General features: G+C 72.4%; 19 protein-coding genes. 12 read left to right on the plus strand and 7 right to left on the minus strand.

Annotated elements, in window-relative coordinates:
- Nucleotides 1–26 precede the first annotated feature (26 nt).
- The 4 genes from H0H10_RS13545 to H0H10_RS13560 form a co-directional block, all read right to left on the minus strand.
- Nucleotides 27–2,852: an NHLP bacteriocin export ABC transporter permease/ATPase subunit gene (locus H0H10_RS13545; RefSeq protein ID WP_188181181.1), complete on the minus strand. Its 2,826-nt coding sequence runs from the start codon at nucleotides 2,850–2,852 to the stop codon at nucleotides 27–29.
- 1 nt (nucleotide 2,853) lies between these two features.
- A complete protein-coding gene (locus tag H0H10_RS13550) occupies nucleotides 2,854–5,076 on the minus strand; it encodes an NHLP family bacteriocin export ABC transporter peptidase/permease/ATPase subunit (protein WP_188181182.1) in 2,223 nt (740 codons plus the stop codon).
- A complete protein-coding gene (locus tag H0H10_RS13555) occupies nucleotides 5,073–5,879 on the minus strand; it encodes an HlyD family efflux transporter periplasmic adaptor subunit (RefSeq protein WP_188181183.1) in 807 nt (268 codons plus the stop codon). Before H0H10_RS13555 ends, H0H10_RS13550 begins: the two co-directional genes overlap by 4 nt.
- 89 nt (nucleotides 5,880–5,968) lie before the next feature.
- On the minus strand, nucleotides 5,969–6,184 hold the full coding sequence (locus H0H10_RS13560; protein WP_188181184.1) for a type A2 lantipeptide: 216 nt from the start codon (nucleotides 6,182–6,184) through the stop codon (nucleotides 5,969–5,971).
- A 563-nt stretch (nucleotides 6,185–6,747) separates the two neighbouring features.
- Here H0H10_RS13560 and H0H10_RS13565 point away from each other — a divergent pair.
- From H0H10_RS13565 to H0H10_RS13595, 7 genes are all read left to right on the plus strand, one after another.
- Nucleotides 6,748–8,007, plus strand: a complete 1,260-nt coding sequence (locus H0H10_RS13565) for a S1 family peptidase (protein ID WP_188181185.1) — start codon at nucleotides 6,748–6,750, stop codon at nucleotides 8,005–8,007.
- A gap of 394 nt (nucleotides 8,008–8,401) precedes the next feature.
- A complete protein-coding gene (locus H0H10_RS13570; protein ID WP_188181186.1) occupies nucleotides 8,402–10,873 on the plus strand; it encodes a SpoIIE family protein phosphatase in 2,472 nt (823 codons plus the stop codon).
- 104 nt (nucleotides 10,874–10,977) lie between these two features.
- Nucleotides 10,978–11,397 carry a CBS domain-containing protein gene (locus H0H10_RS13575; RefSeq protein ID WP_188181187.1) on the plus strand — a complete coding sequence of 140 codons (420 nt, stop codon included), beginning with the start codon at nucleotides 10,978–10,980 and terminating at the stop codon, nucleotides 11,395–11,397.
- Nucleotides 11,398–11,482: 85 nt separating this feature from the next.
- The gene (locus H0H10_RS13580) at nucleotides 11,483–11,662 is read left to right on the plus strand and encodes a hypothetical protein (protein WP_188181188.1); all 180 of its coding nucleotides are present in this window, start codon (nucleotides 11,483–11,485) and stop codon (nucleotides 11,660–11,662) included.
- A 178-nt stretch (nucleotides 11,663–11,840) separates the two neighbouring features.
- Nucleotides 11,841–12,821 (plus strand): dTDP-glucose 4,6-dehydratase, encoded by a 981-nt coding sequence (rfbB, locus tag H0H10_RS13585; protein WP_188181189.1) that lies wholly within the window; start codon nucleotides 11,841–11,843, stop codon nucleotides 12,819–12,821.
- A 119-nt stretch (nucleotides 12,822–12,940) separates the two neighbouring features.
- A complete protein-coding gene (locus tag H0H10_RS13590) occupies nucleotides 12,941–13,132 on the plus strand; it encodes a hypothetical protein (RefSeq protein WP_188181190.1) in 192 nt (63 codons plus the stop codon).
- On the plus strand, nucleotides 13,129–15,447 hold the full coding sequence (locus H0H10_RS13595) for a heavy metal translocating P-type ATPase (RefSeq protein ID WP_188181191.1): 2,319 nt from the start codon (nucleotides 13,129–13,131) through the stop codon (nucleotides 15,445–15,447). The genes H0H10_RS13590 and H0H10_RS13595 overlap by 4 nt, the downstream gene beginning before the upstream one ends.
- A gap of 55 nt (nucleotides 15,448–15,502) precedes the next feature.
- Here H0H10_RS13595 and H0H10_RS40715 read toward each other — a convergent pair whose 3' ends face one another.
- A complete protein-coding gene (locus tag H0H10_RS40715; RefSeq protein ID WP_188181192.1) occupies nucleotides 15,503–16,126 on the minus strand; it encodes a response regulator transcription factor in 624 nt (207 codons plus the stop codon).
- Nucleotides 16,127–16,676: 550 nt separating this feature from the next.
- On the opposite strand from H0H10_RS40715, the gene H0H10_RS13605 reads away from it, so the two are divergent.
- Entirely contained in the window at nucleotides 16,677–18,329 is a 1,653-nt protein-coding gene (locus tag H0H10_RS13605; protein ID WP_188181193.1) for an AMP-binding protein, read from the plus strand.
- Between the two features lie 138 nt (nucleotides 18,330–18,467).
- On the opposite strand, the gene H0H10_RS13610 is transcribed toward H0H10_RS13605, so the two are convergent.
- Nucleotides 18,468–18,893, minus strand: coding sequence for an SCP2 sterol-binding domain-containing protein (locus H0H10_RS13610; RefSeq protein WP_188181194.1), 426 nt, complete (start codon nucleotides 18,891–18,893; stop codon nucleotides 18,468–18,470).
- 194 nt (nucleotides 18,894–19,087) lie between these two features.
- On the opposite strand from H0H10_RS13610, the gene H0H10_RS13615 reads away from it, so the two are divergent.
- Genes H0H10_RS13615 through H0H10_RS13625 form a run of 3 tightly spaced genes read left to right on the plus strand, consistent with a single transcriptional unit; the run spans nucleotide 19,088 to nucleotide 21,599 of the window.
- Nucleotides 19,088–20,086, plus strand: a complete 999-nt coding sequence (locus tag H0H10_RS13615; RefSeq protein ID WP_188181195.1) for an ATP-binding cassette domain-containing protein — start codon at nucleotides 19,088–19,090, stop codon at nucleotides 20,084–20,086.
- Nucleotides 20,086–20,865, plus strand: coding sequence for an ABC transporter permease (locus H0H10_RS13620; protein WP_188181196.1), 780 nt, complete (start codon nucleotides 20,086–20,088; stop codon nucleotides 20,863–20,865). Before H0H10_RS13615 ends, H0H10_RS13620 begins: the two co-directional genes overlap by 1 nt.
- A gap of 41 nt (nucleotides 20,866–20,906) precedes the next feature.
- Nucleotides 20,907–21,599 carry a thioesterase II family protein gene (locus H0H10_RS13625; protein WP_188181197.1) on the plus strand — a complete coding sequence of 231 codons (693 nt, stop codon included), beginning with the start codon at nucleotides 20,907–20,909 and terminating at the stop codon, nucleotides 21,597–21,599.
- Between the two features lie 112 nt (nucleotides 21,600–21,711).
- Here the strand turns inward: H0H10_RS13625 and H0H10_RS13630 are convergent, their stop codons facing one another.
- Nucleotides 21,712–22,554 (minus strand): hypothetical protein, encoded by an 843-nt coding sequence (locus tag H0H10_RS13630; RefSeq protein ID WP_188181198.1) that lies wholly within the window; start codon nucleotides 22,552–22,554, stop codon nucleotides 21,712–21,714.
- A 325-nt stretch (nucleotides 22,555–22,879) separates the two neighbouring features.
- On the opposite strand from H0H10_RS13630, the gene H0H10_RS13635 reads away from it, so the two are divergent.
- Nucleotides 22,880–23,757 (plus strand): phosphopantetheine-binding protein (locus H0H10_RS13635; protein ID WP_309141785.1); only part of this gene is annotated, 878 nt, incomplete at its 3' end.

Below are 23,757 nucleotides of genomic sequence, written 5' to 3' on the forward strand. Positions count from 1 at the left end.
TGGGCGCCGTACCGTCCGGCGACCCCTCAGGCCAGCTGCCGGCGCACCAGCTCGTGCAGCCGGCCGCCGGTGTCCGCCAGCAGCGCGGCGGGCGTGCCCTGCTGGGCGATCCTGCCGTCCTCCATCACGATCACACGGTCGGCGTCCAGCACCGTGGACAGCCGGTGCGCGATGACGATCCGGGTGGCGTTGAGCGCCTTGGTGGACTCGATCACCGTGCGCTGCGTCTCGTTGTCGAGGGCACTGGTCGCCTCGTCGAAGAAGAGGATCCGCGGGCGGCGGATCAGCGCCTGCGCGATCATCAGCCGCTGCCGCTGCCCGCCGGAGACCGCGCCGCTGCCCGAGACGATCGTGTGCAGGCCCATCGGCATCCGCTTGATGTCCTCCGCGAGCCCGGCCATCTCGGCCGCCGCCATCGCCTCCTCCGGCGTGTACGGCTCGGTGCCGCAGATGACGTCCAGGATCGAGCCGGTGAACGGCTGCGCGTGCTGGAGCACGACCCCGCACTGCCGCCGTACGGCGGACTGGTCGAGCGCGGCCAGGTCCTGACCGTCGTACAGGACACTGCCGGACAGCGGGCGGTCGAAGCCGATGAGCAGCCGCAGCAGGGTCGACTTGCCGCAGCCGCTGGGGCCGACGATCGCCACGAACTCGCCGGGACGCACCTCGAACGACACGTCGTCCAGCACCAGCGGCCCGTCGTCGGAGTACCGGAACGACAGCCGCCGCGCCTCGATCGCCCCGGACAGGGGCCCCGGCCGGGTGCTGGCGGCCCGCACCTCGGGCGTGGCGTCCAGCACCGGCCTGATCTCCTCGAAGAGCGGCAGCGCGGCCACCGCCGACACGAACGCGCCGGTCAGCTGGGTCACCGAGGTCAGCAGCATCGTCACCGAGGTGTTGAAGGTGAGGAACGCCGCCGCCGACATCGACCCCCGGGCCGGACCGGCCAGCAGCATGAACATCAGCAGGGTGCACAGCGGCAGGTAGACCGCGCCGAGCACCGCGTTGAGGTTCTTGATGCGCCCCGCCCGCTGCTGGAGTTCCCGGCTGCGCGCGAACCGCTCGGCCCACGCGGCGTACGCGTAGTTCTCGGCCGCCGCGACCCGCAGCTTGGGCAGTCCGCGCAGGGTCTGGAACGCCTGGTTGTTCAGCTTGTTGGTGAGCTGCACCAGCCGCCGCTGCCAGCGCACCTGCCACAGCCCGAGTCCGAGGAACACGGCGGCGACGACGACCAGCATGCCGATCGCCGCGAGCGCCATCGGCACGCTGTACCACAGCAGCAGGCCCAGGTTCATCGCCCCGACGGTCACCGACTGCGCCACCGTCGGGCCGACCCCGGCCAGCAGCCGGCGGATGGCGCTGATGCCCATGGCCGCACTCGCCAGCTCGCCGGTGGACCGCTCGGTGAAGAACGAGGTCGGCAGCCGCAGCAGCCGGTCCCACACGGCCGGCTGCAAGGTGGCCTCGATACGGCCCTCCAGCCGCAGGATGGTGAGGTTCTGCAGCAGCATGAAGGCCGCCGCGACCACGCTGCTCAGCATCAGCGCGAGACAGACCTGCACGATCAGCCCGGTCTGGGCCTTCGGTACGAACTCGCCGAGCACCTTGCCGGTCGCGATCGGCACCAGCGCGCCGATGGCCACCGTCACCAGCCCGCTGAGCAGCAGGCCGGCCAGATCACCGCGGGTGCCCCGCAGACAGAACCGGAGCAACCGCAGCGGGCTGAGCCGGCGTTCGGGCAGCGGCCGGTAGAACATCACCGCACGCGGCTCGAACTCCCCGGCGTTGGCCTTCTCGACCGGCGTCTCACGGCCGGTCGCCGGATGCACGGCCACATACCCGCCGCGCCTCCACAGCAGCGCCACCGGTGCCCCCGACAGCGCCCGGTGCCCCACCAGCGGCCCGACGTCGTCCCGCCACCAGCGGCCCTCCAGCGCGACGGCCCGGGTGCGGACGCGCGAGGCGAGGGCGACCCGCTCGACCGGGTCGAGACGGTCGCTCTCCGCGCCGCCCTGCGCGGGCTCGGCCAGCGTGATGCCGGCCGCCCGCGCGACCAGCCTGCAGGCCGCGTAGGTGGCGTCGGCGTCGGCGGCCGTGGTGCCCCGGCCGGACCGCTTGCCGATCGAGGCCAGCAGCGTCCGGTCGGCCTGGGCGCGGACGGCCTCACCGGCCCTGATGCCGGCCGCCGTCCGGGTCTCGTGGGTGCGCTCCAGTTGTTCGATCCAGCGGTCCAGCGTGGTCAGCAGCCGGTACTGCTGGTCGACCATGCTCTGCCACAGCGCCGGGTCCATCAGCAGGTCGGCGGCGGCCTCGTCGCCGTACAGCGAGCCGTACTGGACGCTGCCGGGCGGCACCTGCATCCAGAACACGTCGTCGTCGGCGGGTGCCGCGGCCCGGTCGGCGGCCAGCGGCGCCTGGAAGAGGATGGACAGGCTGCGGCCCGCGCCGAGGGCGAGGGCGTACTCCAGGGGACTCGTCGTCGGCGGCACGTACTGGGGGTTGCCGTACTCGTCGTACGACCACGTCTGGGTGCTCGCCGGCTGGTAGAGCTCGCGCAGTGCGATGCGGTGCACCACGCAGTCCCTGAGCGGGCGCGCCACCAGCGTGTGCTGGGGCCCGGCGACCGGGCCGAGCAGCACCGAACCCGCCTCCAGCCGGCCCAGGTGGTGCCAGTGGCCCTGCTCTTCGGCGTCCACCGCGAACAGGTCCACCGCGCCCGCGGCCACCAGCCACAGCACCTGCGGACCCTCCAGGTCCAGGCGGTTGAACCCGGCGCAGTCGACGCGTGTGCCCAGCGAACCGAGCGCGCCGAGGACGAGATCGCCGCCCCGACCTTCGTGCACGGACGTCATCTCACCGCTCCCTGACCAGCGCCGCGTAGGCGCCACCGCGCGCCACCAGCTCCTCGTGCCGGCCGCGTTCCACGACCGTGCCGTGCTGGAGGACGACGATCTCGTCACTGTCGCGCACCGTGCTGAGCCGGTGCGCGATCACCACGCAGGCGCAGCCGCGCCGGCGCAGGTTGTCCATCACCACCAGTTCCGTCTCCGCGTCCAGGGCGCTGGTCACCTCGTCGAGCACGAGGATGCTCGGCCGGCGCACCAGCGCCCGCGCGATCTCCAGGCGCTGGCGCTGCCCGCCGGAGAAGTTGCGGCCGTCCTGCTCGACCCTGCTGTGGATGCCGCCGGGCCGGCGCATGACGACGTCGTACAGCGCCGCGTCCTTCAGCGCCTCCACGACCGCCTCGTCCGGAACCGACGGGTCCCACAGGGCCACGTTGTCGCGGACGGTGCCCTCGAAGAGGAACACCTCCTGGTCGACGAAGGAGACGGAGGACGCCAGCGCTCCGCGCGGGATGTCCTCCAGGCGCTGCCCGTCGATGCGGATCACGCCCTCCCACGGGGCGTACAGGCCCGAGATCAGCCGGGACACGGTGGACTTGCCGCTGCCCGAGCCGCCGACCAGGGCCACCTGCCGCCCCGGTCCGACGGTCAGGTCGAAGCCGGTGAGCAGGGGCTTGTCGAGCGGGTTGTAGCCGAAGGAGACGTTCTCCAGCTCGACGTGGCCGTGCAGGCGGCGCGTGGAGTCACCGGCGCCGGGACGGTCGTAGAGCGGGTCGGTGCGGAAGTTCTCCACGTCCTTCAGCCGGGCCACGTCGGCCGCGAAGTCCTGGATGCGGCCCGCGACGCCGTTCAGCCGGGTCAGCGGGGCGGTGAAGCGGGTGACCAGCGCCTGGAAGGCGACCAGCAGGCCGACCGAGATGTGCCCCTCGACCGCCCGCATGCCGCCGATCCACAGGATCAGCGCGCTGTTGAGCGTGGCGAGCGTCGGCGCGACCACGCCCAGCCAGGCGCTCGGCACCCCGAGCCGCTGCTGCTCCTCCAGGGTGGTGGCGTGCTGCCCGGCCCACTTGCGGAAGTAGCCGTCCTCGCCGCCCGTCGCCTTCATCGTCTCGATCAGCTGCAGGCCCGTGTAGGCGGTGTTCGTCAGCCGGGCCGTGTCCGCGCGCAGCTTCGCCGTGCGCGTCGCGCGCAGCCGGATGACGACCCGCATCGCGACGATGTTGAGCAGTGCCACACCGATGCCGACGAAGGTGAGCTGGGGGTCGTACGTGTACAGCAGCACGGCGTACAGGACGACGACGATCGCGTCGACGCCGGCCGCGGCGAGGTCGCGGGCCAGCGTCTCGGCGACGGCGTCGTTGGACTGCAGCCGCTGCACCAGGTCGGCCGGGCTGCGCTGGGAGAAGAACGTCACCGGCAGCCGCAGCAGATGGCGCAGGAAGCGGGCGCTGGAGAGGGTGGAGGAGATGATGCGGCCGTGCAGCAGGTTCGCCTGCTGGAGCCAGGTCAGGACCACGGTGAGCAGCACGCACGCCGCCATCGACGCGAACAGCACGCCGAGCAGCGAGGTCCGGCCGCCGATCAGGAACATGTCGATGTAGGTGCGGCTGAGCGCGGGCACCGCCGCGCCGACCAGCACCAGCAGCAGGCTCGCGAGCACGGCGGCGGGCAGGGTGCCCGCGGTGCCGCGCAGCCTGGCCGGCATCGCGCCGAGCACGCCGGGCCGGCGACCGCCCCGGCTGAAGTCCTCGCCGGGCTCCATGGTCAGCACGACGCCGGTGAAGCTGCCGTCGAACTCCTCCAGGGAGACGAAGCGGCGGCCCTTGCCGGGGTCGTTGACGAACACCCCGCGGCGGCCGAAGCGGCGGCCCATGCCGTCGTAGACGACGTAGTGATTGAACTCCCAGAACAGGATGGCCGGCGCCGTCACCTCGGCGAGGGCGGCCAGGTCCATCTGCATGCCCTTGGCGGTCAGGCCGTAGCTGCGGGCCGCCTTCAGCAGGTTGCTGGCGCGCGAGCCGTCGCGGGAGACGCCGCAGGCGATGCGCAGTTCCTCCAGCGGGACGTGCCGGCCGTAGTGGCCCAGCACCATCGCCAGGGAGGCGGCGCCGCACTCCACGGCCTCCATCTGCAGCACGGTGGGCGTGCGGACGGCCTTCGCCCGGCTCCTGGGCACCTTGCGCTTGGGCGGGGCGGCGCGGCGTCTGCCCCGGGTTTCGGTCGCGGTGCTCACGGCAGCAGCCAATCGACGGGACGCTGGTCGGCCAGCCGGATGGAGGCACTGGCCAGGGTCATGGAGGTCAGGGGGTACGGCGGCCCGTCCGCGGACGACCACGCGTAGCCGCTCTTGGTGGATTCCGAGGTGTCCAGCCGGACCGTCACGGCCACCGGCCTGCCCTTCTCGGTGAACTGCTCGCCGAGCTGGGCGTCCCCGAGGAACGCGGCGACCGACTGCGCGGACTGGGCCGAGCGGTCCACCGACTTCACATGGCCGTGCAGGACGCCGTACTCCTGGGAGGGCACCGACTGGACGGTCAGGTCGACGGAGGCGTGGGCCGGGATGGCGGCGGCGTTCTCGGCGGGCACGTACACGGTGGCGTAGAGCGGGTCGCCGGCGTGGGCGACCTTCTCGACGGAGGCGACGTCGGCGCCGGTCTGGATGATCTGGCCGACGGTGGCGGCGAGCGTGCTGACACGGCCCGCGGCGAGCGCGCGGACGACGGTCTCGCCCTCGCTCGTACGGACCTTCAGCACGGGCGAGCCGGCGGCCAGCCGCTCACCCTGCCGGGCGAGAACCGCGGTGACCTGGCCGGACACCGGACTCTGCAGGACGTAACTGCCCTGCCCGTGCGTGAGGATGGCGGGCGCGCCGACCGTGGAGGTCACCGAACCGGTCACCGCCCATACGGACGCGGCGGCCATCGCGACCACGGTCACGGACAGCACGAGCCAGCCCTGCGGGCGGGCGAAGCGCACCGGGAGGTCGAGCTCCTCGGGTGACTGGAGCTTGGCGAGGGCCTGTTGGCGGAACTGCACGTCGGAGGTATTCCAGGGGATCCGGGGAGGACGGCCGAAAAGTCCCGGAGCCGGTGACGGCTCCGGGACTCAGCGGCACGAGGGCGCGATCAGAGACCGGCGACCAGGTTGGTGACCGGGGCGGTGTTCAGACCGGTGACGCCCTCGACGGTGCCGACGGCCGTGTTGAGCAGACCCGAGACCGGGGCGATGCCGTCCACCAGGCCGGTGACGGTGCCGACGGCGTTCACGGACAGGCCGCCGGAGACGTTGTCGAGCTCGGCGTCGGAGATCTCGACGGTCTCAACCTGGGGGGTGGAGTTCATGATGGAACTTCCCTTCGTAGAGCAATTTTCACAAGGGGGGAGCGGCCCCCTCTGGGGACAGACGACGGCCGCGGCCACGAGTGCCGGGCGCCCTTCTCCAGAAGCCTCCGCGGCCCCCGCGGTGCGATGGATCAAAGCACGCGCCCGGTCCGCGCTTCCAATCAATCACCCCTCCCACCAGGGCACTTGCAACGCCGAGCCGTTCAACCGTGCAGGTGCGCGCACGCCTTCGCGGCGACTTCTTCACATGGCTCACGACATCGCTCCGTGCCACCTCTTGTCTCCGGGCCGGCGAATCCGGCACTTGCGCCCCAAAGGCGTGAGCGGCGCCGGGGATGTGTGGAGGTCCACCGGCGACGGTGACCGGGTTGGGCTTTCGATGTGCAGATTTCCTGAAGCAGGAATTCCGCTAGGTGATCGGGACTGAACGTTGTCGATCGATCGCGGAGCGTGTCGAGTGGGGTGTGTTGAACGCTCCGTCAGGCCCCTGCGTACCCCTTGCCGTCCAGGCGCCCAGCAACTGCCGAACCGACGGCACGGCCCGTCCCAGGAGGTCGAGAAGGTTGAGTCACAAGCGGATTCCGAAGCGCAGGGCCGTCCTGGCGGCAGGCGGAGCGGCGGCGCTCGCAGCGGCCGCGATCCTGCTGCCGAACGCCAACGCCTCCCAGGAGGGCGCGACTTCACAGGACACGGCGGCGGCGCCAAGGACCCTGAAGGCGGCCGACGCCTCGGCTCTCGCCTCGCGGCTCACCGGCCTGCTCGGCGACGCCTTCGCCGGCTCGTACTACGACGCCGGCCGGCAGCGGCTGGTCGTCAACGTCGTGGCCGGTGACGACAGCGACGTGGTCGTGCGGGCGAAGAAGGCGGGCGCGGTCGTCCGCGAGGTCGACAACAGCATCGCCGAACTGCGCACCGGCGCGCAGACCCTGAGGTCCGAGGCGGCCATCCCGGGCACCGCGTGGGCCGTCGACCCGCGGACGAACAAGATCCTGGTCACCGCCGACAGCACCGTCACCGGGGCCCGGTGGGACCGGCTGGAGTCCACCGTCGAGAGCCTCGGCTCCGGAATGGCCGTCATCAAGAAGTCCACCGGCACCTTCACGCCGTATCTGTCCGGCGGCGACGCCGTCTTCGGCGGCGGCGCGCGCTGCTCGCTCGGCTTCAACGTCACCGCGGGCGACGGCACCCCCGCCTTCCTGACCGCGGGCCACTGCGCGGTCGCGGCCGACCAGTGGTCGCAGGAGCAGGACGGGCAGCCGATCGCCACGGTCGAGCAGGCGGTCTTCCCCGGCGCGGGCGACTTCGCGCTCGTCAGGTACGACGACCCCGCCACCGAGGCTCCGAGCGAGGTGAACGTCGGGAACCAGACCGTCCCCGTCTCCGGGCCCGCGGAGGCGACGGTCGGGCAGCAGGTGTTCCGGATGGGCAGCACCACCGGACTGGCCGACGGCCGGGTGCTCGGACTGGACGCCACCGTGAACTACCCCGAGGGCACGGTCACCGGCCTCATCCAGACCGACGTCTGCGCCGAACCCGGCGACAGCGGCGGCCCGCTGTTCACCCGGGACGGCCTCGCGATAGGCCTGACCTCCGGCGGCAGCGGCGACTGCACGGTCGGCGGGGAGACGTTCTTCCAGCCGGTCACCACCGCCCTGGAGGCGGTCGGCGCCACACTCGGCACCGGCGGCGCGGCGGGCGGCCAAGGCGAGGGCGAAGGCGAAGGGGCCGGAGCCGGAGCCGGTGAGGAGGCCGGCGCCGGAGGTGCCGCACCCGGTACGGGCGGCGGGAGCCCGGACGGCTCCGGTCCGGCGCACACACCCTGAGCCAGGCCGCTTCCGCAACCACCGCCGGCACGGTTCGGTCGCGGGGCGAGGCGCGCGAGGCAGCGGGCACGGGGGACGGCGGCTGCCCGTCGGGCACGCCGAACACCTCCTCGCGCGGCCGTGCGGCGGGTCCCCCGGGATCAAATCTCCCCCTTCACGGCTGGTCGCGCACGGCGAGTGCCACACGGGTCCGGCTCCGTCGGCACATGGAACGGAGCGACGCGGGACGACCGGCGTGTTCCGCGGAGCGACGCGCACCCCACCGGGACGGAGACGCCCGGCGTACCGCGCGGGGTGAGCGCCCCGCGGAGACGGCCGGCGTACGCCTCTGGAGGCGGCCCCGGCCCGGGGCGGCCGCCGGCCGGACGGTTCCCTGCCCGCAGGGGCTGCGCGGGTGTCCCATAAGCGCTGTAATGGCGGCGTGGTCAGTGAGGGCGCTGTGGAACGCGGAAGGGGAACGCTGCGTGCCGAGGGTGCCCTCAACGCGATCACGTCCGCCCCGGACACGGGAGACCGTCTGCGCCGCGTCCTGGAACAGGCACTCGTCTTCGCCGGTGCCGCCTTCGTCGCCCTCTACGCGCAGGGCGCGGACCGCGGAACGCTCCGCCTGATCGAGTCCGCCGGCGTGCCGAGGACCCTCTTCGGGGTGCGCGACAGCTATTCCGCGGCCGGGGACTCCCCGGTCGCCGAGGCGCACCGCGGCGCAAGACCGGTGTGGCTCGGCCCCGAAGAACTGGCCGAGGCCGCCGAGTCCCGGCGCGTCCGGTCCGGCGGCTTCTCGGCGGCGGCCCTCCCCGTGCACGACGGCAGCGGCGGCTGCCTCCTCGCCGTGACCGAGCGCCCGGACGGCTTCGGCACCGAGGAGCGCAAGAGCCTGGAGCTGATCGCCGAGGCCGTCACCTGTCCCGTCCCGACCGAGGCGGCCGCGGCCGGCGTACTGCCGCCGGACGCCTTCAGCCTCGCCATGGACACCGGCCGGGTCGAGGTCGGCGACGACATCCTGCGGCTGTTCGGCCTCGCCCCGGACGAGTTCGACGGCAAGGTCGAGACACTGCTCGGCCTGACGGTGCCGGAGGACCTGCCCTCGCTGATGTCGGTGGTGGAGGCCGACCACATGACCATCGACGACCGGGAGCTGGAGTTCCGCGTACTGCAGCCCTCCGGCCCGCCGAAGTGGCTCCGCTTGCAGGGGCGGCTCGTGCCCGGCGGCGAGGGCCGGCCGGCCCGTCTCCTGGGCACGGTCGCCGACGCCTCCACGCTGCGCCCCGACGTCACCGACGTCGCCCGCGTCCAGCGGCTGGCCGCCGCGCTGGCCACCGCGGGCACCGTCCGCGACGTCAGCCAGGCCGTGGTGGCCGCCCTGCGCCGGCCGCTGCGCGCCGACCGGATCGCACTGGCCGAGCTGGAGAACGACCGGCTCGTCGTCACCGTCCTCGACCCGCCCGAACCCGAGGCGTGGCCCGAGCTGTGGCGGACGGAGTGGCGCACCGAGTGGCCCGACGCACCGGTGCGCGCCATGCCGACCCTCGCCGCCGCCCTTCGGGACGGCCGCGCCCAGATCTGGCCCGCCGGAACGTCCCTGGAACCCGCGCTCGCCGACGTCGGCCCCGGCGGCCTGGCCGTGCTGCCGCTGCCCGCCGCCGGCCGCATGGCCGGTGCCTGTCTGATCGGCTGGGACACCCCGCACGAGTTCGGCCCCGACGAGCGCGCCCTGCTCACCGCCTCCGCCGGCCTCGCCGGCCAGGCCCTGATGCGCGCCCACGCCTTCGACGCCGAGCACGAACTCGTCGGCATGCTCCAGCGCCAGCTGCTGCCCCGCCGCCTGCCGAAACTGCCGGGCGCGGTCGCCGTCGCCCGCTACCTGCCCAGCACGGCCGGGCTGGAGCTCGGCGGCGACTGGTACGACGTGATCCCGCTGCCCGACAACCACGTGGCCCTCGTCATCGGCGACGTCCAGGGCCACAGCGCCGGCGCCGCCACCCTCATGGGCCAGATGCGCACGGCTCTGCGCGCCTACGCCGTCGAGGGCCACCCGCCGGACGTGGTCGTCTCCCACGCCAACCGGCTGCTCACGGACATGGGGACCGACCTCTTCGCCACCTGCGCCTACGTCGACCTCGACATGGAGGAGGGCACGGCCTGGTGCGTGCGTGCCGGGCACCTGCCGCCGGTGCTGCGCCACCCGGACGGCCGGACGGAGATCCCGGAGACCGAGGGCGGACCGCCCCTCGGTGTGGTGACGCAGGCCGACTTCCCGATGAGCCCGCTCAGGCTGGGGCCCGGCACGCTCATCGCGCTGACCACGGACGGTCTCGTGGAGTCACCCGACACCGACATCGACGACGGCATGGACCGCTTCGCCCACGGGCTGGCGGCCGGCGACCCCGCCCACCTCGGGTTGATCGCCGACGCCCTGCTCGGCGACGCCCGCCGCAGCGACGACGTCGCCCTGCTGCTCGTGCGCTACGACGGCATGGCCGTACGCCCGCTGCGCGAGAGCTGGACGGTGTGGCGCGTCCCCGAGGCCGTGGGGCACGCCCGTCGCTTCACCCGGCGGACCCTGCGCACCTGGGGCGTGCCGCGGGACGACCTCGACGCCGTCCTCCTGGTCGTGTCCGAGCTGGTCACCAACGCCCTCGTGCACACCGACGGCAAGGTCCGCCTCGACCTCACCCTGGTGAACGGCCGGCTGCGCGTCGCGGTCGCCGACGCCTCGCCCCGGACACCCGTCAAGCCGGCCGGCATCGGCTGGGAGGCCACCGGCGGGCGCGGCATCCTCCTCGTCGAGGCGATGTCGGCGGCGTGGGGAGCGCTGCCGGTCAGCGGGGGCAAACAGGTGTGGAGCGAGATTCCGCTGAGCCGGTGAGCCGCGGAGGTGCCGGCGACGCCCCACCGGGTACCCGGAGGGCGCGATCGCACAGGACCCGACCACAGCAGCAGCGACAACGACGAGAACGGCAGGAGTACGTCATGACGCAGTACGTCCGCGACATCATGACCGGCGACCCGGTGACCGTGGAGCCGCAGACCTCGGTGACCGACGTGGCCCGCATCATGCGCGACCAGGACCTCGGAGCCATCCTCGTGACGGACGGCGACCGGCTGCGCGGCCTGGTCACCGACCGCGACCTGGTGATCCGGTCCATCGCCGAGGGCGGCGACCCGGAGCAGACCACCGTGGCCGACGCGTGCAGCGGCGACCTGTTCACCATACGGCCCGACGAGGAGCTGGACCACGCGGTGCAGCTGATGCGTGAACACGCGGTGCGCCGCGTCCCGGTCGTCGAGGAGGGCCACCCCGTGGGCATCGTGTCCCTGGGCGACCTGGCCATGGAGCGCGACCCGGAGTCGGCGCTGGGCGACATCAGCGCGGCCAGGCCCAACACCTGAACGCCCCCGGCGGGCGTTTCGGAGGATCACGTCCGGGGACCCGGAGGGCAACGGCAGCCGGACGCAGAAGGAAGATGATGCAGCCGTGACCACGGACACCACCGACGAACCCACCGTCCGCAGCCAGGAGAGCGGCCGGCCGAAGGCCCGCCGTACGCGCGCCGAGAGCGCACCGCGCACCTGGGTACCGGCCGTCGAGGACGGCACCACCCCGCGCGGACCGCACGCGGGCCCCGAGTCGCACATCGTCCGGGGCGAGGACTGACCGCGCACCGAGGACGGTGGGATCTGCCGAGCGCCGGCCACCGGGCCGGCGCGGTGCGTTCGGTACGGCGCGGCGCGTTTGCGGGTCGCCTCCGAAGGCGAGGTAACGTCGGCGGCACCGACCCGTCCGCACGGACGAGACAGCCAACGACCGACCGCAGCAAGGCCCGCAATCCCGCATGAACCTCCTCGTCACCGGCGCCGCCGGCTTCATAGGCTCCCGCTACGTCCGGGCGCTGCTCGCCTCCGACACGCCCGCGGCACCGCACATCACGGTGCTGGACAAGCTCACCTACGCGGGCACCCTCGACAACCTCGAACTCGGCCACCCGCGCCTGGAGTTCGTCCAGGGCGACATCCGCGACGCCGAACTCGTCGACAAGCTGATGGCCGGGGCCGACCAGGTGGTGCACTTCGCGGCCGAGTCCCACGTGGACCGCTCGATCCACACCGCCTCCGACTTCGTCCTCACCAACGTCGTCGGCACCCAGACCCTGCTGGACGCGGCCCTGCGGTACCGGGTGGAACCGTTCGTCCACGTCTCCACCGACGAGGTCTACGGATCCGTGGACACCGGCTCGGCGGCCGAGGACCACCCGCTGCGGCCCAGTTCCCCGTACTCCGCCTCGAAGGCGTCCGCCGACCTCCTCGCCCTCGCCTACCACCGCACCCACGGCCTGGACGTGCGGGTGACCCGCTGCTCCAACAACTACGGCCCGCACCAGTTCCCCGAGAAGCTCGTCCCGTTGTTCGTCACCCACCTCCTCGACGGCCGGAAGGTGCCGCTCTACGGGGACGGCCGCAACGTCCGGGACTGGCTGCACGTCGACGACCACTGCCACGGCGTCGACCTGGTGCGCACCCGGGGCCGGGCGGGCGAGGTGTACAACATCGGCGGCGGCACCGAGCTGAGCAACCGGGAACTCACCGGCCTGCTCCTGGACGCCTGCGGCGCCGGCTGGGACCGGGTCGCCCACGTCGAGGACCGCAAGGGCCACGACCTGCGCTACTCGGTCGACTGGAGCAAGGCCCGCGACGAGCTGGGCTACCGCCCGCGCCACGACTTCACGGCCGGGCTGGCCGGGACCGTCGCCTGGTACCGGGACAACCGGGCCTGGTGGGAGCCGCTCAAGCGGCGCGTCGGCGACGCCCCGGGCTGAGCCGCCGCCCGGCCGGACGGGCGCCGGCGGTGCGTCCCCCCGGACGGCGCGGGGGCCGGCGGCCGGGTCCGTCGGGGTCGTGCGGGAACCCCGCGCCCCGTGCGCGCGACTAGCTGGCCATGGATGCAGAACAGCGGCTGCGATCTTCCGTCGCCTACGGCAAACCGATCGGATTCGTCCTGGTGCTGGGCGCGCTGTGCGCCCTCTTCTACGTGGTCGGGCGCGCGGCCGGGCCGGTGTCACCGGAGTTGCGCCCGGGGTGGCACTATCCCCGGGACGAGATCTCGCACTCCGCGGAGCACGCCCGATGAGCGCCGGGTCCGGGATGGTCCCCGCGGCACCGGCGGACACGGGCAAGGACGGGGCGGCCGCCCGGGGCGACGGCTCCCTGATCACCACCGATCTCGCCGTCGGCGGGATGACCTGCGCCGCCTGTGTGGCCCGCGTCGAGAAGCGGCTCAACCGCATCGCGGGCGTCACCTGCGGCGTCAACCTCGCCACCGGCCGGGCCCGGGTCGTGCACCCGGCCGGCGTCCCCGTGGCGGACCTCCTCGAAGCCGTGCGGCGTGCCGGATACACGGCCGACCGGATCACGGACACCGAGGACGCACCCGAGCCCCCGCCCACCGGGTGCCGCGACGAGGACTGCCTCAAGGTGGTGCTGACCGCGGTCCTGGCCCTGCCCGTACTGCTCGTGTCCATGATCCCCGCGCTCCAGTTCCGCAACTGGCAGTGGATCTGCTTCCTGCTGGCCACCCCGGTGGCCCTGTGGGGCGCCGAGGTCTTCCACCGCCGGGCGCTGCGTGCCCTGCGGCACGCCACCGCGACCATGGACACGCTGGTCAGTCTGGGAGTCGCCGCCTCGTACCTGTGGTCGTGCTACGCGCTGTTCCTGGGCACCGCCGGCACTCCGGGAATGGTCATGCCGTTCTCCCTGAGCACGGACGGGGCGCACGACCACGTCTATCTGGAGGCGACCGTCGGCATCCCCCTGTTCGTGCTGTGCGGCCGGTTGATGGAGGACCGGGTGCGGCGCCGGACGGGCTCCGCGCTGCACGCGCTCGCCGAACTCGTGGTCAAGGACGTCACGGTCCTCGACGACGGGCCGCCCGGCGAGCCGCCGGCCGAACGGCGCGTTCCCATCGGCCAGTTGGTGCCGGGGCAGCGGTTTCTCGTCAGGCCGGGGGAGCGGGTGGCCACCGACGGCGTGGTCGTCAGCGGCAGCGCCGCCCTCGACCTGTCCCTGCTGACCGGCGAGAGCGCGCCGCGCGAGGTCGGACCGGGCGACCGGGTCACCGGCGGCACACTCGACGCCGGCGGGAGCCTCGTCGTACGGGCGACCGAGGTCGGCGCCGACACCCGGCTCGGACGGATCACCCGGCTGGTGTGGGAGGCCCAGGCGGGCAAGGCCCGGGTGCAGCGGCTCGCGGACCGTGTCGCGGGGGTGTTCGTGCCCCTGGTGCTCGCGCTCGCGGCGTCCGTCCTGGGCTTCTGGCTGGGCGCCGGCGCCAGTGCGCAGGGCGCCGTCACCACCGCGGTCGCCGTGCTGGTGGTGGCCTGTCCCTGTGCCCTCGGGCTCGCCACGCCCACCGCGCTGCTCGCGGCCACGGGGCGCGGCGCACAGTTCGGGGTGCTGTTCAAGGGACCGGAGGTGCTGGAGCGGCTTCGGGCCGTCGACACGGTGGTGCTGGACAAGACCGGAACGCTCACCTCGGGCAGGATGCGCCTGCTGGACACGGTGACCGTCGACGGCCGGCCGGCTTCCGCCGTGCTGCGACTGGCCGCGGCCGTGGAGCAGCTGTCCGAACATCCCGTCGGCCGTGCCATCGCCGCTGCCGTGCCCCCGGCGGAGCGTGTGTCCGGAGCCGTCTCGGAGTTCACCGCCATGGCCGGGACGGGGGTGCGCGGAACGGTCGGGGGTCACACCCTGTGCGTACGGCGGCTGTCCCCCGACGCCCGGCTGCCCGGCGTGCTGCGGGAGGCCGGGGACCGGGCCGACGCCGCGGGCCGCACGGCGGTGCTGGTGGAGATCGACGGTGCGGCCGTGGCCGTGCTGACGCTCGGGGACACCCTGCGGCCGGGCAGCGCCGAACTGGTGGCGCGGCTGCGGGCGCTCGGCGTCGAGGTCATGATGCTGACCGGGGACGGCCCGGGGGCCGCCCGGGCGGTGGCCGACGAACTGGGCATCGACCAGGTGCGGCACTCGGCATCGCCGGAGGACAAGGCCGAGGTCGTGGCGCAGCTGCAGGCCACGGGCCGGGTTCCCGCGGTCGTGGGGGACGGGGTCAACGACGCGGCCGCGCTGGCGGGGTGCGAGCTCGGCATGGCCGTGGGCACCGGCACGGACGTGGCGATCGGAGCCGCGTCGGTGACACTGATGCGGACGGACGCTCTGGCGGTCGCGGACGCCCTGGAGCTGGCCAAACGGGCCATGGGGACCATCGGGTCCAACCTCACCTGGGCGTTCACGTACAACATTCTTCTCATCCCGATCGCTGCCGCCGGCATGCTCAACCCGATGATCGCCGCTGTCGCCATGTCGGGGAGCTCACTGCTGGTCGTCGGTAACAGCCTGCGGCTGCGGTCGTGGCGACCCGCCGGCAGGCCCGGTACGCGGGTGCCCTGATCCTCGGCCGTACCGCCGGAGCGGTCGTGCCGCCGGTGACGCGGTGGGCGGCCGCTCAGGCCTGAGGGGGAAGCAGCCCCTCCTTGAGCGCGGTCACCACGGCCAGCGTCCGGTTGGGGCTGTTCAACTTCGCCAGGACGTTCGCCACATGGCGCTTGGCGCCGTGCTCCGAGATGCTGAGCCTGCGGGCGATCTGTTTGTTGCTCAGGCCGTCCCCGACCAGCGAGAGGACCTGCTGCTCCCGGGGAGTCAGGGACACCGGACGCGGCGCCTTGGCGCCGTTGCGCTCGCGTACCTGGGACAGCAGCTCGCGGGCGAGCGTCGAGGGCATGGACAGCTCGCCGTCGCTGATCCGGCGCAGCGCGTCGGCCAGGGCGTTCCTGGTCAGTTCCGGCTGCACGAGGAAGCCGTCCACGGGCAGCGAGGCCGCGCGTATGACCATGTGCTGCGAGGCGCTCTCCAGCAGGAACAGCACCTTGACGTTCATCGCGGAGATCTCACGGAGCGGTTCTTCCTGCTGGGCCACGTCCTGGCCCGGACAGGACATGATCAGGACGTCGACGGGCGCACGTTGCAGGTGTTCCGCGAGTTCTTCGAACGAGTCGGCCTCGATCAGATGTCGCACGTTTATCGAGGCCAGCATGGTGCGCAGACCGAACCTCGCCACTTCGTTCGGCACGAAAAGCGCGATGTCCAGTCCTCCGTGGGTCGTGGATGAGTATTCGAGGGCACTGGTACGTCCTGATTCGGTCACGACTTTTTCTCCTGAGCGACTTGGCCGGGAAATTTCCTCTGGAAGGAGTCGTGCGCTGATCGATTGCCGGAATGAGCCGACGCGGAGAGCTCCTGGTCACCGCGGACGGATTCCGCTCGCTCGCTTCGATACTTTCCGTTACCGCGCTTTCCAGTATCGGTCCGAGCGCTTCCGTTGTGCTGTCGACCACGGGTCTTGTCTTGTTTCTACTATGCCGGGCTAGTAGACCGGGGAGACGGTAGTTGACGACTCAGCGCCCGGGCAATAGCGCCCACTTACGCCATCGGAACAACCCGAATGAATCACGCCACTCCGCTTCCGGGCGGTGGGAGTCGGTGTCCCGGTGGCGCCGGTTCCACTAGCCGTTCGGGCACCCTCGGACGGCGTCTCCCAAGGACGGACGCGGGGCCGGCGGTGATCCGCATAGCGTGGGGCAGCGCCCGGTGCTTCCCGCTACCCGAGAGGGCTACGTCCCATGACCGCCGACCCCCTGCGAACCGAACAGCAGTCGATACCCGCCGCGCTGCACCAGTCGGCGCGGCGCGGCGGCTCCCTCACCGTGCTCGACCGGGCCATGCGGCCGACCCGGCTGACACTGGACGAAATCGACGACATGTCGACCGGTGTCGCGGCCCGGCTCCGCCGGGCCGGCGTCGGCCCGGGGGACCGCGTCTGCGTGCTCGCCCCCACATCCGCGGAACTGCTCCTGAACCTCTTCGGCCTGTGGCGGCTCGGCGCCGTGCCGGTGGTGCTGCCGCACGAACGGACGGACGACGCGGGCCCCGCCGGAGGGCTGCTCGGCCACCGGATCGCCACGTCGGGCGCGGAGGTCGTACTCACCGATCGGGCACCCCGGTTGAGCACGCGAGTGCCCGCCGGGTGCCGCGTACTGCCGCTCGACACCACGCTGTCGGGACCCCGGGCGCCCGAGCCGGCGGTGCCCGACGGGTCCGCGCTCGGCCTGCTCCAGTTCACCTCGGGGACCACCGGGTCGTCCAAGGCCGTTCCGGTACGCCAGGGCCAGCTCGTCGGCAACGTCCTCGCCTGCATGGCGGCGCTCGGCATGCGCCCCGGGCACACCTACGTCAGCTGGCTGCCCTTCTACCACGACATGGGCATCGTCTCGGTGGTCGGACTGCTGGTGCAGGGCGTGCACACCGTGGTGATGCCCACCGAGAACTTCCTGAGCCGGCCGTCGAGCTGGCTGGAGACGGTGACGGCCCACCGTGCCGAGATCACCGCCGCCCCCAACTCGGCCTACCGGCTGGCCGTCAAGGCCCAGCAGCTGCGGCCCGCGGCGCTCGACCTGTCGCGGCTGCGGGTGGCCATCAACGGGGCGGAGCCGGTGACCGCCGACACGGTGGAGGAGACCACCCGGGTCCTCGGCAAGAGCGGCATGCCCGCCGAGGCACTGTGCCCCACCTACGGTATGGCCGAAACCACGCTCGTCGTCACGGCGGCGCCGGCGACGGCCCCGGTCCGGGTGCTCGACCCCGACGAGGTGCCCCGCCAGCACGGCCACCACGAACTGCCGGCCCGCCCGCTGGTCTCCTGCGGAACCCCGTTGCCCGGCACCGGCGTCACCGTGCACGGCCCCGACGGCGAACCGCTCCCCGACGGACAGGTCGGCGAGGTCCGCGTGACCGGACCCGGCGTGACCGACGGCTACTGGACCGGCCCCGGCGCCGCCCTCGACGGCATGGACCGCCTCACCGACGGCCGGATGCACACCGGCGACCTCGGCTTCCTGCACGAGGGCGAACTGTACGTCTGCGGCCGGGCCAAGGACATGATCATCGTGGGCGGGCGCAACCTCTACCCCGAGGACTACGAGATCGTGGCCGAGGCGGTCCCCGGCGTGCGCGGAGGCAACGTCATCGCCTTCTCCCTCCCCGACCAGGAGCGCATGGTAGTGGTCGCCGAGGGCACGGGCGGCGCCGCGAGCCAGGACCGGCTCGCCCGCGACCTGTTCGAGCGGCTGCGCGGGGCGGCCCAGCACGCCCCGGCGGAAGTCGTCCTCGTCCGTCCCGCCACCCTGCCGAAGACCTCCTCGGGCAAGAAACGCCGCGGCACCTGCCGGGACCGGTACCTCGCGGGCGAACTCGACGTCGTCGCCACCGCGCACTGAACCTCCGGTGCGCCGCCACGCCCCGGGCGGCGCACCGGAGCCGGGCCCTCACCGGAGCCGGCCCGCACCGCGGACTACATGCCGAAGCCGCCCCGCCGGTGATGCACCCGGCCGGGCGGCTTCAACCAACGGTCCGGCCTAGTGCACCTCGTCGAGGAAGCTGCTGGACACCTGGGCGGCCAGCGACACCAGTTCGTCCGTCGCCCGCACGTATTTCAGCAGCGTGGGCAGATGACCCGTCACCATGAGGTCGCCGTCCAGCATTCCCTCGATGGGGTCCGTCTCGCCCTCGATGACGCTTTTCCACACGGAATAAGGCGCCCTTATCACGAAAGTGGTGTCGCCGGCCCCCTCCGGACCCACGTCATAGGTGGCGGATTTGCATTTTCCGTCACCGAACTCCGTGTGGCACCAGATGTCGGCCTGCAGTCCTCGGTCCTCCTCCGCTTCGAAGACGAAGGCGATCTCGGCTTGAAACGTGCGTGCCGCCTCCTCGAACTCCTCTGAGGAATTGATGAGCCCGACATACGAATTCAGCCACTCTGCGCTGGGAAAGACGCTCACGACATCCCCTCGGTCTGGTCCGGTGCCACCGTTGTACCCAAGCGCCGCGGCCGCTCCCAGGGCCAACGGGACGCCCGAGTTACAGCACGCACGACGGGCCCGAACGGCCACCTAGAACGGACGCCGCGCGGGGCACGAACGACGCTCCGAAACAGCGCTGTTCAGCGGGAATCCGAGGCAAGACGCTGAACGGCATGTCCATCATCGAGGCCCAGGGCCTCCACAAGGCGTTCGACGACGGCACGGTGGCAGTGGACCGGGTCGACTTCGAGGTGGCCGAGGGGGAAGTGTTCGGTTTCCTCGGCCGCAACGGAGCGGGCAAGACCACCACGGTCCGCATCCTGACCACCCTCACCCGTGCGACATCGGGCCAGGCTCGGGTCCTGGGACTCGATGTCGTCAAGCACCGGTCCGAGGTGCGCGACCGCATCGGTCTGTCGCTCCAGCAGGCGGCGCTCGACCCCCTCATGACGGGCCGCGAGCACCTGCAGCTCATCGCCTCCCTGCGCCGGATGCGCCCGGCCCGGCGCACCGAGCGCATGGAGGAACTGCTCACCGGGTTCGGACTCACCGAGGTGGCCGACCGGCTCGTCGCCACCTACACCGTGGGCATGCGGCGCCGCCTCGACGCGACTCTCGCCCTGCTGCACGGTCCGCAGCTGCTCTTCCTGGACGAACCGACCACGGGCCTCGACCCGCAGAGCCGGCGGGCCCTGTGGAGCTTCGTCCGCACCTACCGGCAGAGCGGCGGCACCGTGTTCCTCACCACCCAGTACCTCGACGAGGCCGACGAGTTGTGCGACCGCATCGCCATCCTCGACAAGGGAGCGGTCGCCGTGATCGACACCCCCCAGGACCTCAAGAAGGGCATCGGCGGCAAGGTCCTCACCCTGCCCGCCACGCCCGAGGCACGCGAACCGGCCGCCTCCGTCGTCGGCGAGACGGCCTGCCGGTTCACCGACGGCGTCCTCCAGATCGACCTGCCGGCGGGCGACGACGTCCTGCCGTCCCTGCTGAAGAGGCTGCACGACAGCGGCATCCCCCTGACCGGAGTCACCGTGACGGATCCGACCATCGAGGAAGTCTTCATCCGGCTCACCGGCGAGGGGCTGGAACGCAGGACCCAGAGCGACGGCAGCGTCGCCGCGGCCGCCCTCGCCAGGACCGTCGGCACGGGCCGGGGAGGCGTCTGATGTCCGCGCTCTCCGGAACCCTGACCCTGCTCAACCGCAACCTGCGCGAGGGCCTGCGCAGCCCCGTCATCGCCTTCGTCTTCCCCGTCCTCTTCCCGCTGTTCCTCATCACCCTCGTGGCGTCCAGTTACGAACGCATGGCCTTCATCCCCGGCTTCCCCGTCACCCCCTACGCCGCCTACATGGCCCCCGGCCTGCTGCTGTTCACCGGGATGATGGGCTCCGGCTACTCGGCCACCGCCCTGGTGCTCGACGCGCAGAGCGGATTCCTCGACCGGCTGCGGCTGCAACCCGTGCGCCCCCTGGCACTGCTGCTGTCCAGGCTCCTTTTCGACGCCATCCGCGTGGTGCCGGCGGGCCTCGTGGTCCTCGGGGTCAGCGTGCTGCTCGGCGCCCGCATCGACTCGGGCCCGGCCGGAGTCGTCCTGCTCCTGGTGCTCTGCTCGTTCTGGTCGGTCGCGTACGGCGGCGTCTTCTACGTCGTGGCGCTGCGCACCCGCAATCCGCAGGCCCCGCTCGCCATGGCCCCCCTGTCGGTGCTGCTGCTGTTCGCCAGCCCCGCCGCCGCCCCGCCCTACCTCCTGCAGGACTGGCTGGCCTCGCTCACCACGTGGAACCCGTTCACCTACGTCATCGAGGGCATCCGCGCCCTGATGACGGGACCGGAGAGCGGCACGGTCACGGAGGCGCTGCTGAAGGCGCTGGCGGTGCTCGTCGGCCTCACCGTCGTCACGCAGATCTTCGTCGTCCCGGCGTTCGCCCGCCTGGTGGGCGACTGACCCGGGCCCGCCGCCCGCCGCACCCAGAGGAGTTCCCCGCCATGCTGCTGTACTGCTTCCCGCATGCCGGAGGCGCCGACTCCCCCTACCGCTCCTGGGGGGACCGGCTCGCCTCCGTGGAGGTGCGTGTCCTGGGCCGCGGTGCCCGGTTCCCCGGGACGGCACCCAGGACGCCGGACTCGGTGCCCGCCCTGGCCGAGGCATGCGCCGACCACCTGGCTGCCGAACGCCGCCCGTACCTGTTCCTCGGCCACAGCCTCGGCGCGCTGGTCGCCTTCGAGACCGCCCGCGCACTGCGCGCCCGCGGCGGCCGGGGTCCGGCCGTGCTGTTCGCCACCGGCCATGTGGCCCCCCATCTGCCGTCGCCGGGGCGGAAACTGGCCGGCCTGCCCACGGCCGAGTTCTGGACGGAGGTGTGCGCGCTCGGCGGGACACCGCCGGAACTCCTCGACCACGCCGCACTGCGCGAGGCGGCCGAACCGGGCCTGCGGGCGGAGTTCCGTGCGGCTGAGACCTACCGCTACACCCCCGGACGGCCCCTGGACTGCCGGATCGTGGCCATGACCGGAACCGACGACGACCGGGCGCCCGCCGACCAGTGCGCCGCCTGGCGGCTGCACACCACCGGCAGCTTCGATCTGCACACCGTGCCCGGCGGTCACTTCTTCGTCGCCGACGACCCGGAGCCCGTGCTGGACCGCATCCGGGAGGAGACGGCCTCACCGGTGCGGTGATCCGCCCGGGCACGCCACAGCGGGGCCACCCCTCCCACAGGGGTGGCCCCGCCGCCGTCCGCGCGGGGAGAACCCGCCGTGCCCACGGGCACGGCGGGAGGAGACACAGTGCTCAGACCTTGGGCGTACGGGACTCCAGCGTGTACGAGGCCTCGACGCGGTAGGTGCCCTTGTTGCCGCCGCCGCGGTCCACGTTCACATCGGCCGACCTGACCACCTTCAGATACAGGCCGTCCTCCTTGTCGAACCAGACGTCCGCCACGGCGTCACCGTCGAGACCGTCGCCCCTGACATAGCTGTCGATCTTCACATGGTGGGCTTCCCGGGCCTCGCCGTCCACCGTGACGGTCTCGTCGCCGATGTATTTGATCTTGATCGCGGCGCGGTTGCCGTGCGCGACGCAGATGGTCTCCTCCCGGCCACCGGGCTTCACCGCGTCACCGCCCACCTGCACCATGGCCGGATTGCACTTGTGGGCCTCGTCGCCCTCGATGCCCGCGAAACTCACCTTCTGCATGTGGGCGAGACACAGGTACTCGCCCTGTCCGCTGCACTGCCGGTGGGCGTCGGTGTGCTCCTCGATCGGGGTGAAGTACAGCTCCCACACGCAGCCCGAGGCGTGCAGCACCCGGGCGTGGGTCTCCTTGGGGAAGGGACGCTCGTACGAGTCCCCGTCGTAGATGATCGAGTCCGAGCCGTCGGTCCGGTACGTGTAGACGCCGGCCTTCGGTTTCGTGAACCCCTTGACCTCCTTGCTCGGCGCCACCGGACGCGTGATCTGCCCCAGGTCGTCCCGGAGCGCCGAAGGATGATCGCGGTACTCCTTGAGTGCCATGGCCAGGGTGACGCGGGTTCCCTCGGGCGTGATGGCCTGGGTGCGGTTCGCGACGATGAACGCTCCGGCCGCGACGAGCACGGCCAGTATCGGCACCAGGCGCAGCAGGGTGCGCCTCACCTGCCGTTTGGTTGATCGGGACGGGCCTTCCACAGTCGCTCCTTCGACGGGTCGGAAATCCCCAGCACCGTCCCCCGGGGACCGTGACGGTCCAACCCCAGCACGACGCGTCCGAAGAGCCCTGCCCTTAGCCCCCCTCGAAAGAGCACGGTGGGCGTCCCCGGCCGTCCGGCCTTCCCGCCAGTCATTCAGGGCTGTCGGAGGCCTCGGCCGCGCGTGAGTCTGGCCGGGACTCGCATGCCCGCATGCCCGCACGTCGCGCGGGGCGCCGAGCCCCGGCGAGTGGCCCTGGGCGTTCGTCCCGCATCGCCTTCAGGAGGATCCAGTGCACCCCACCAGCAACGGCAACGCCGGCACGCGCTCGCTCGACCGCGGCACCCTGCTCGCCCTCTCCCCGGCCGACCGGATGCGGGACATCAGCGCCTACCTGCGGGACCGCCACCTCCGGATCACCGGCCACGAGGCGCCCGCCGACCTCGACGAATCCGTCTTCCTGGAATCCCTCCAGGCCACCGAGCTCCAGATCACGATCGAAGCCGAGCTGGACGTCTCCATCCCGCTCACCGACCTCGTCGCCATGCCCAGCCTGCGCGTCCTCGCCGAGGCCGTCGACCGCGCGCTCGTCTCCTCCGCCGAGGCGCCGCTCGCCGAGACCGAGAGGGAACTGACCCTGCGTCCCGATGTGGCGGGGTGGGGTGAGCCGTTCGGTCTGACGGATGTGCAGCATGCGTACTGGCTGGGGCGGTCGGGGTTGTTCGAGTTGGGTGATGTGTCGACGCATGTGTATCTGGAGTTGGAGTCGGGGGACTTTGATCCGGTGCGTGCGTCGGTGGTGTTGGGGCGTCTGGTGGCGCGGCATGGGATGTTGCGTGCGGTGGTGCGTGGGGACGGGCGTCAGCAGGTGTTGGGTGATGTGGGTGGGGTGGAGGTTGGTTTCGAGGATCTGAGTGGGTTGTCGGCGGGGGAGGTGGAGGGTGCGGTGGCCGCGGTGCGGGAGCGGTTGTCGCACGAGGTGCGGCCGGCGGGTGAGTGGCCGTTGTTCGAGGTGTTCGCGCAGCGTTTGCCGGGTGGGGTGACGCGGGTTCATGTGAGTGTGGACATGTTGATCGCGGATGCGGCGTCGGTGCGGATCTTCCTGTCGGAGTGGGCGGAGTTGTACGCCGATCCGGAGTGCGAGCTGCCGGCGATCGATGTGTCGTTCCG

The organism is Streptomyces griseicoloratus (assembly GCF_014534645.1).
GTDB classification, from domain to species: Bacteria; Actinomycetota; Actinomycetes; order Streptomycetales; family Streptomycetaceae; genus Streptomyces; species Streptomyces griseicoloratus.

Coding starts and splice junctions, on each gene's coding strand:
- H0H10_RS13625 (WP_188181197.1), top strand. CDS start 20,907: ATGCTGCTGTACTGCTTCCCGCATGCCGGAGGCGCCGACTCCCCCTAC.
- H0H10_RS13620 (WP_188181196.1), top strand. CDS start 20,086: ATGTCCGCGCTCTCCGGAACCCTGACCCTGCTCAACCGCAACCTGCGC.
- rfbB (WP_188181189.1), top strand. CDS start 11,841: ATGAACCTCCTCGTCACCGGCGCCGCCGGCTTCATAGGCTCCCGCTAC.
- H0H10_RS13615 (WP_188181195.1), top strand. CDS start 19,088: ATGTCCATCATCGAGGCCCAGGGCCTCCACAAGGCGTTCGACGACGGC.
- H0H10_RS13575 (WP_188181187.1), top strand. CDS start 10,978: ATGACGCAGTACGTCCGCGACATCATGACCGGCGACCCGGTGACCGTG.
- H0H10_RS13590 (WP_188181190.1), top strand. CDS start 12,941: ATGGATGCAGAACAGCGGCTGCGATCTTCCGTCGCCTACGGCAAACCG.
- H0H10_RS13605 (WP_188181193.1), top strand. CDS start 16,677: ATGACCGCCGACCCCCTGCGAACCGAACAGCAGTCGATACCCGCCGCG.
- H0H10_RS13560 (WP_188181184.1), bottom strand. CDS start 6,184: ATGAACTCCACCCCCCAGGTTGAGACCGTCGAGATCTCCGACGCCGAG.
- H0H10_RS13595 (WP_188181191.1), top strand. CDS start 13,129: ATGAGCGCCGGGTCCGGGATGGTCCCCGCGGCACCGGCGGACACGGGC.
- H0H10_RS13545 (WP_188181181.1), bottom strand. CDS start 2,852: ATGACGTCCGTGCACGAAGGTCGGGGCGGCGATCTCGTCCTCGGCGCG.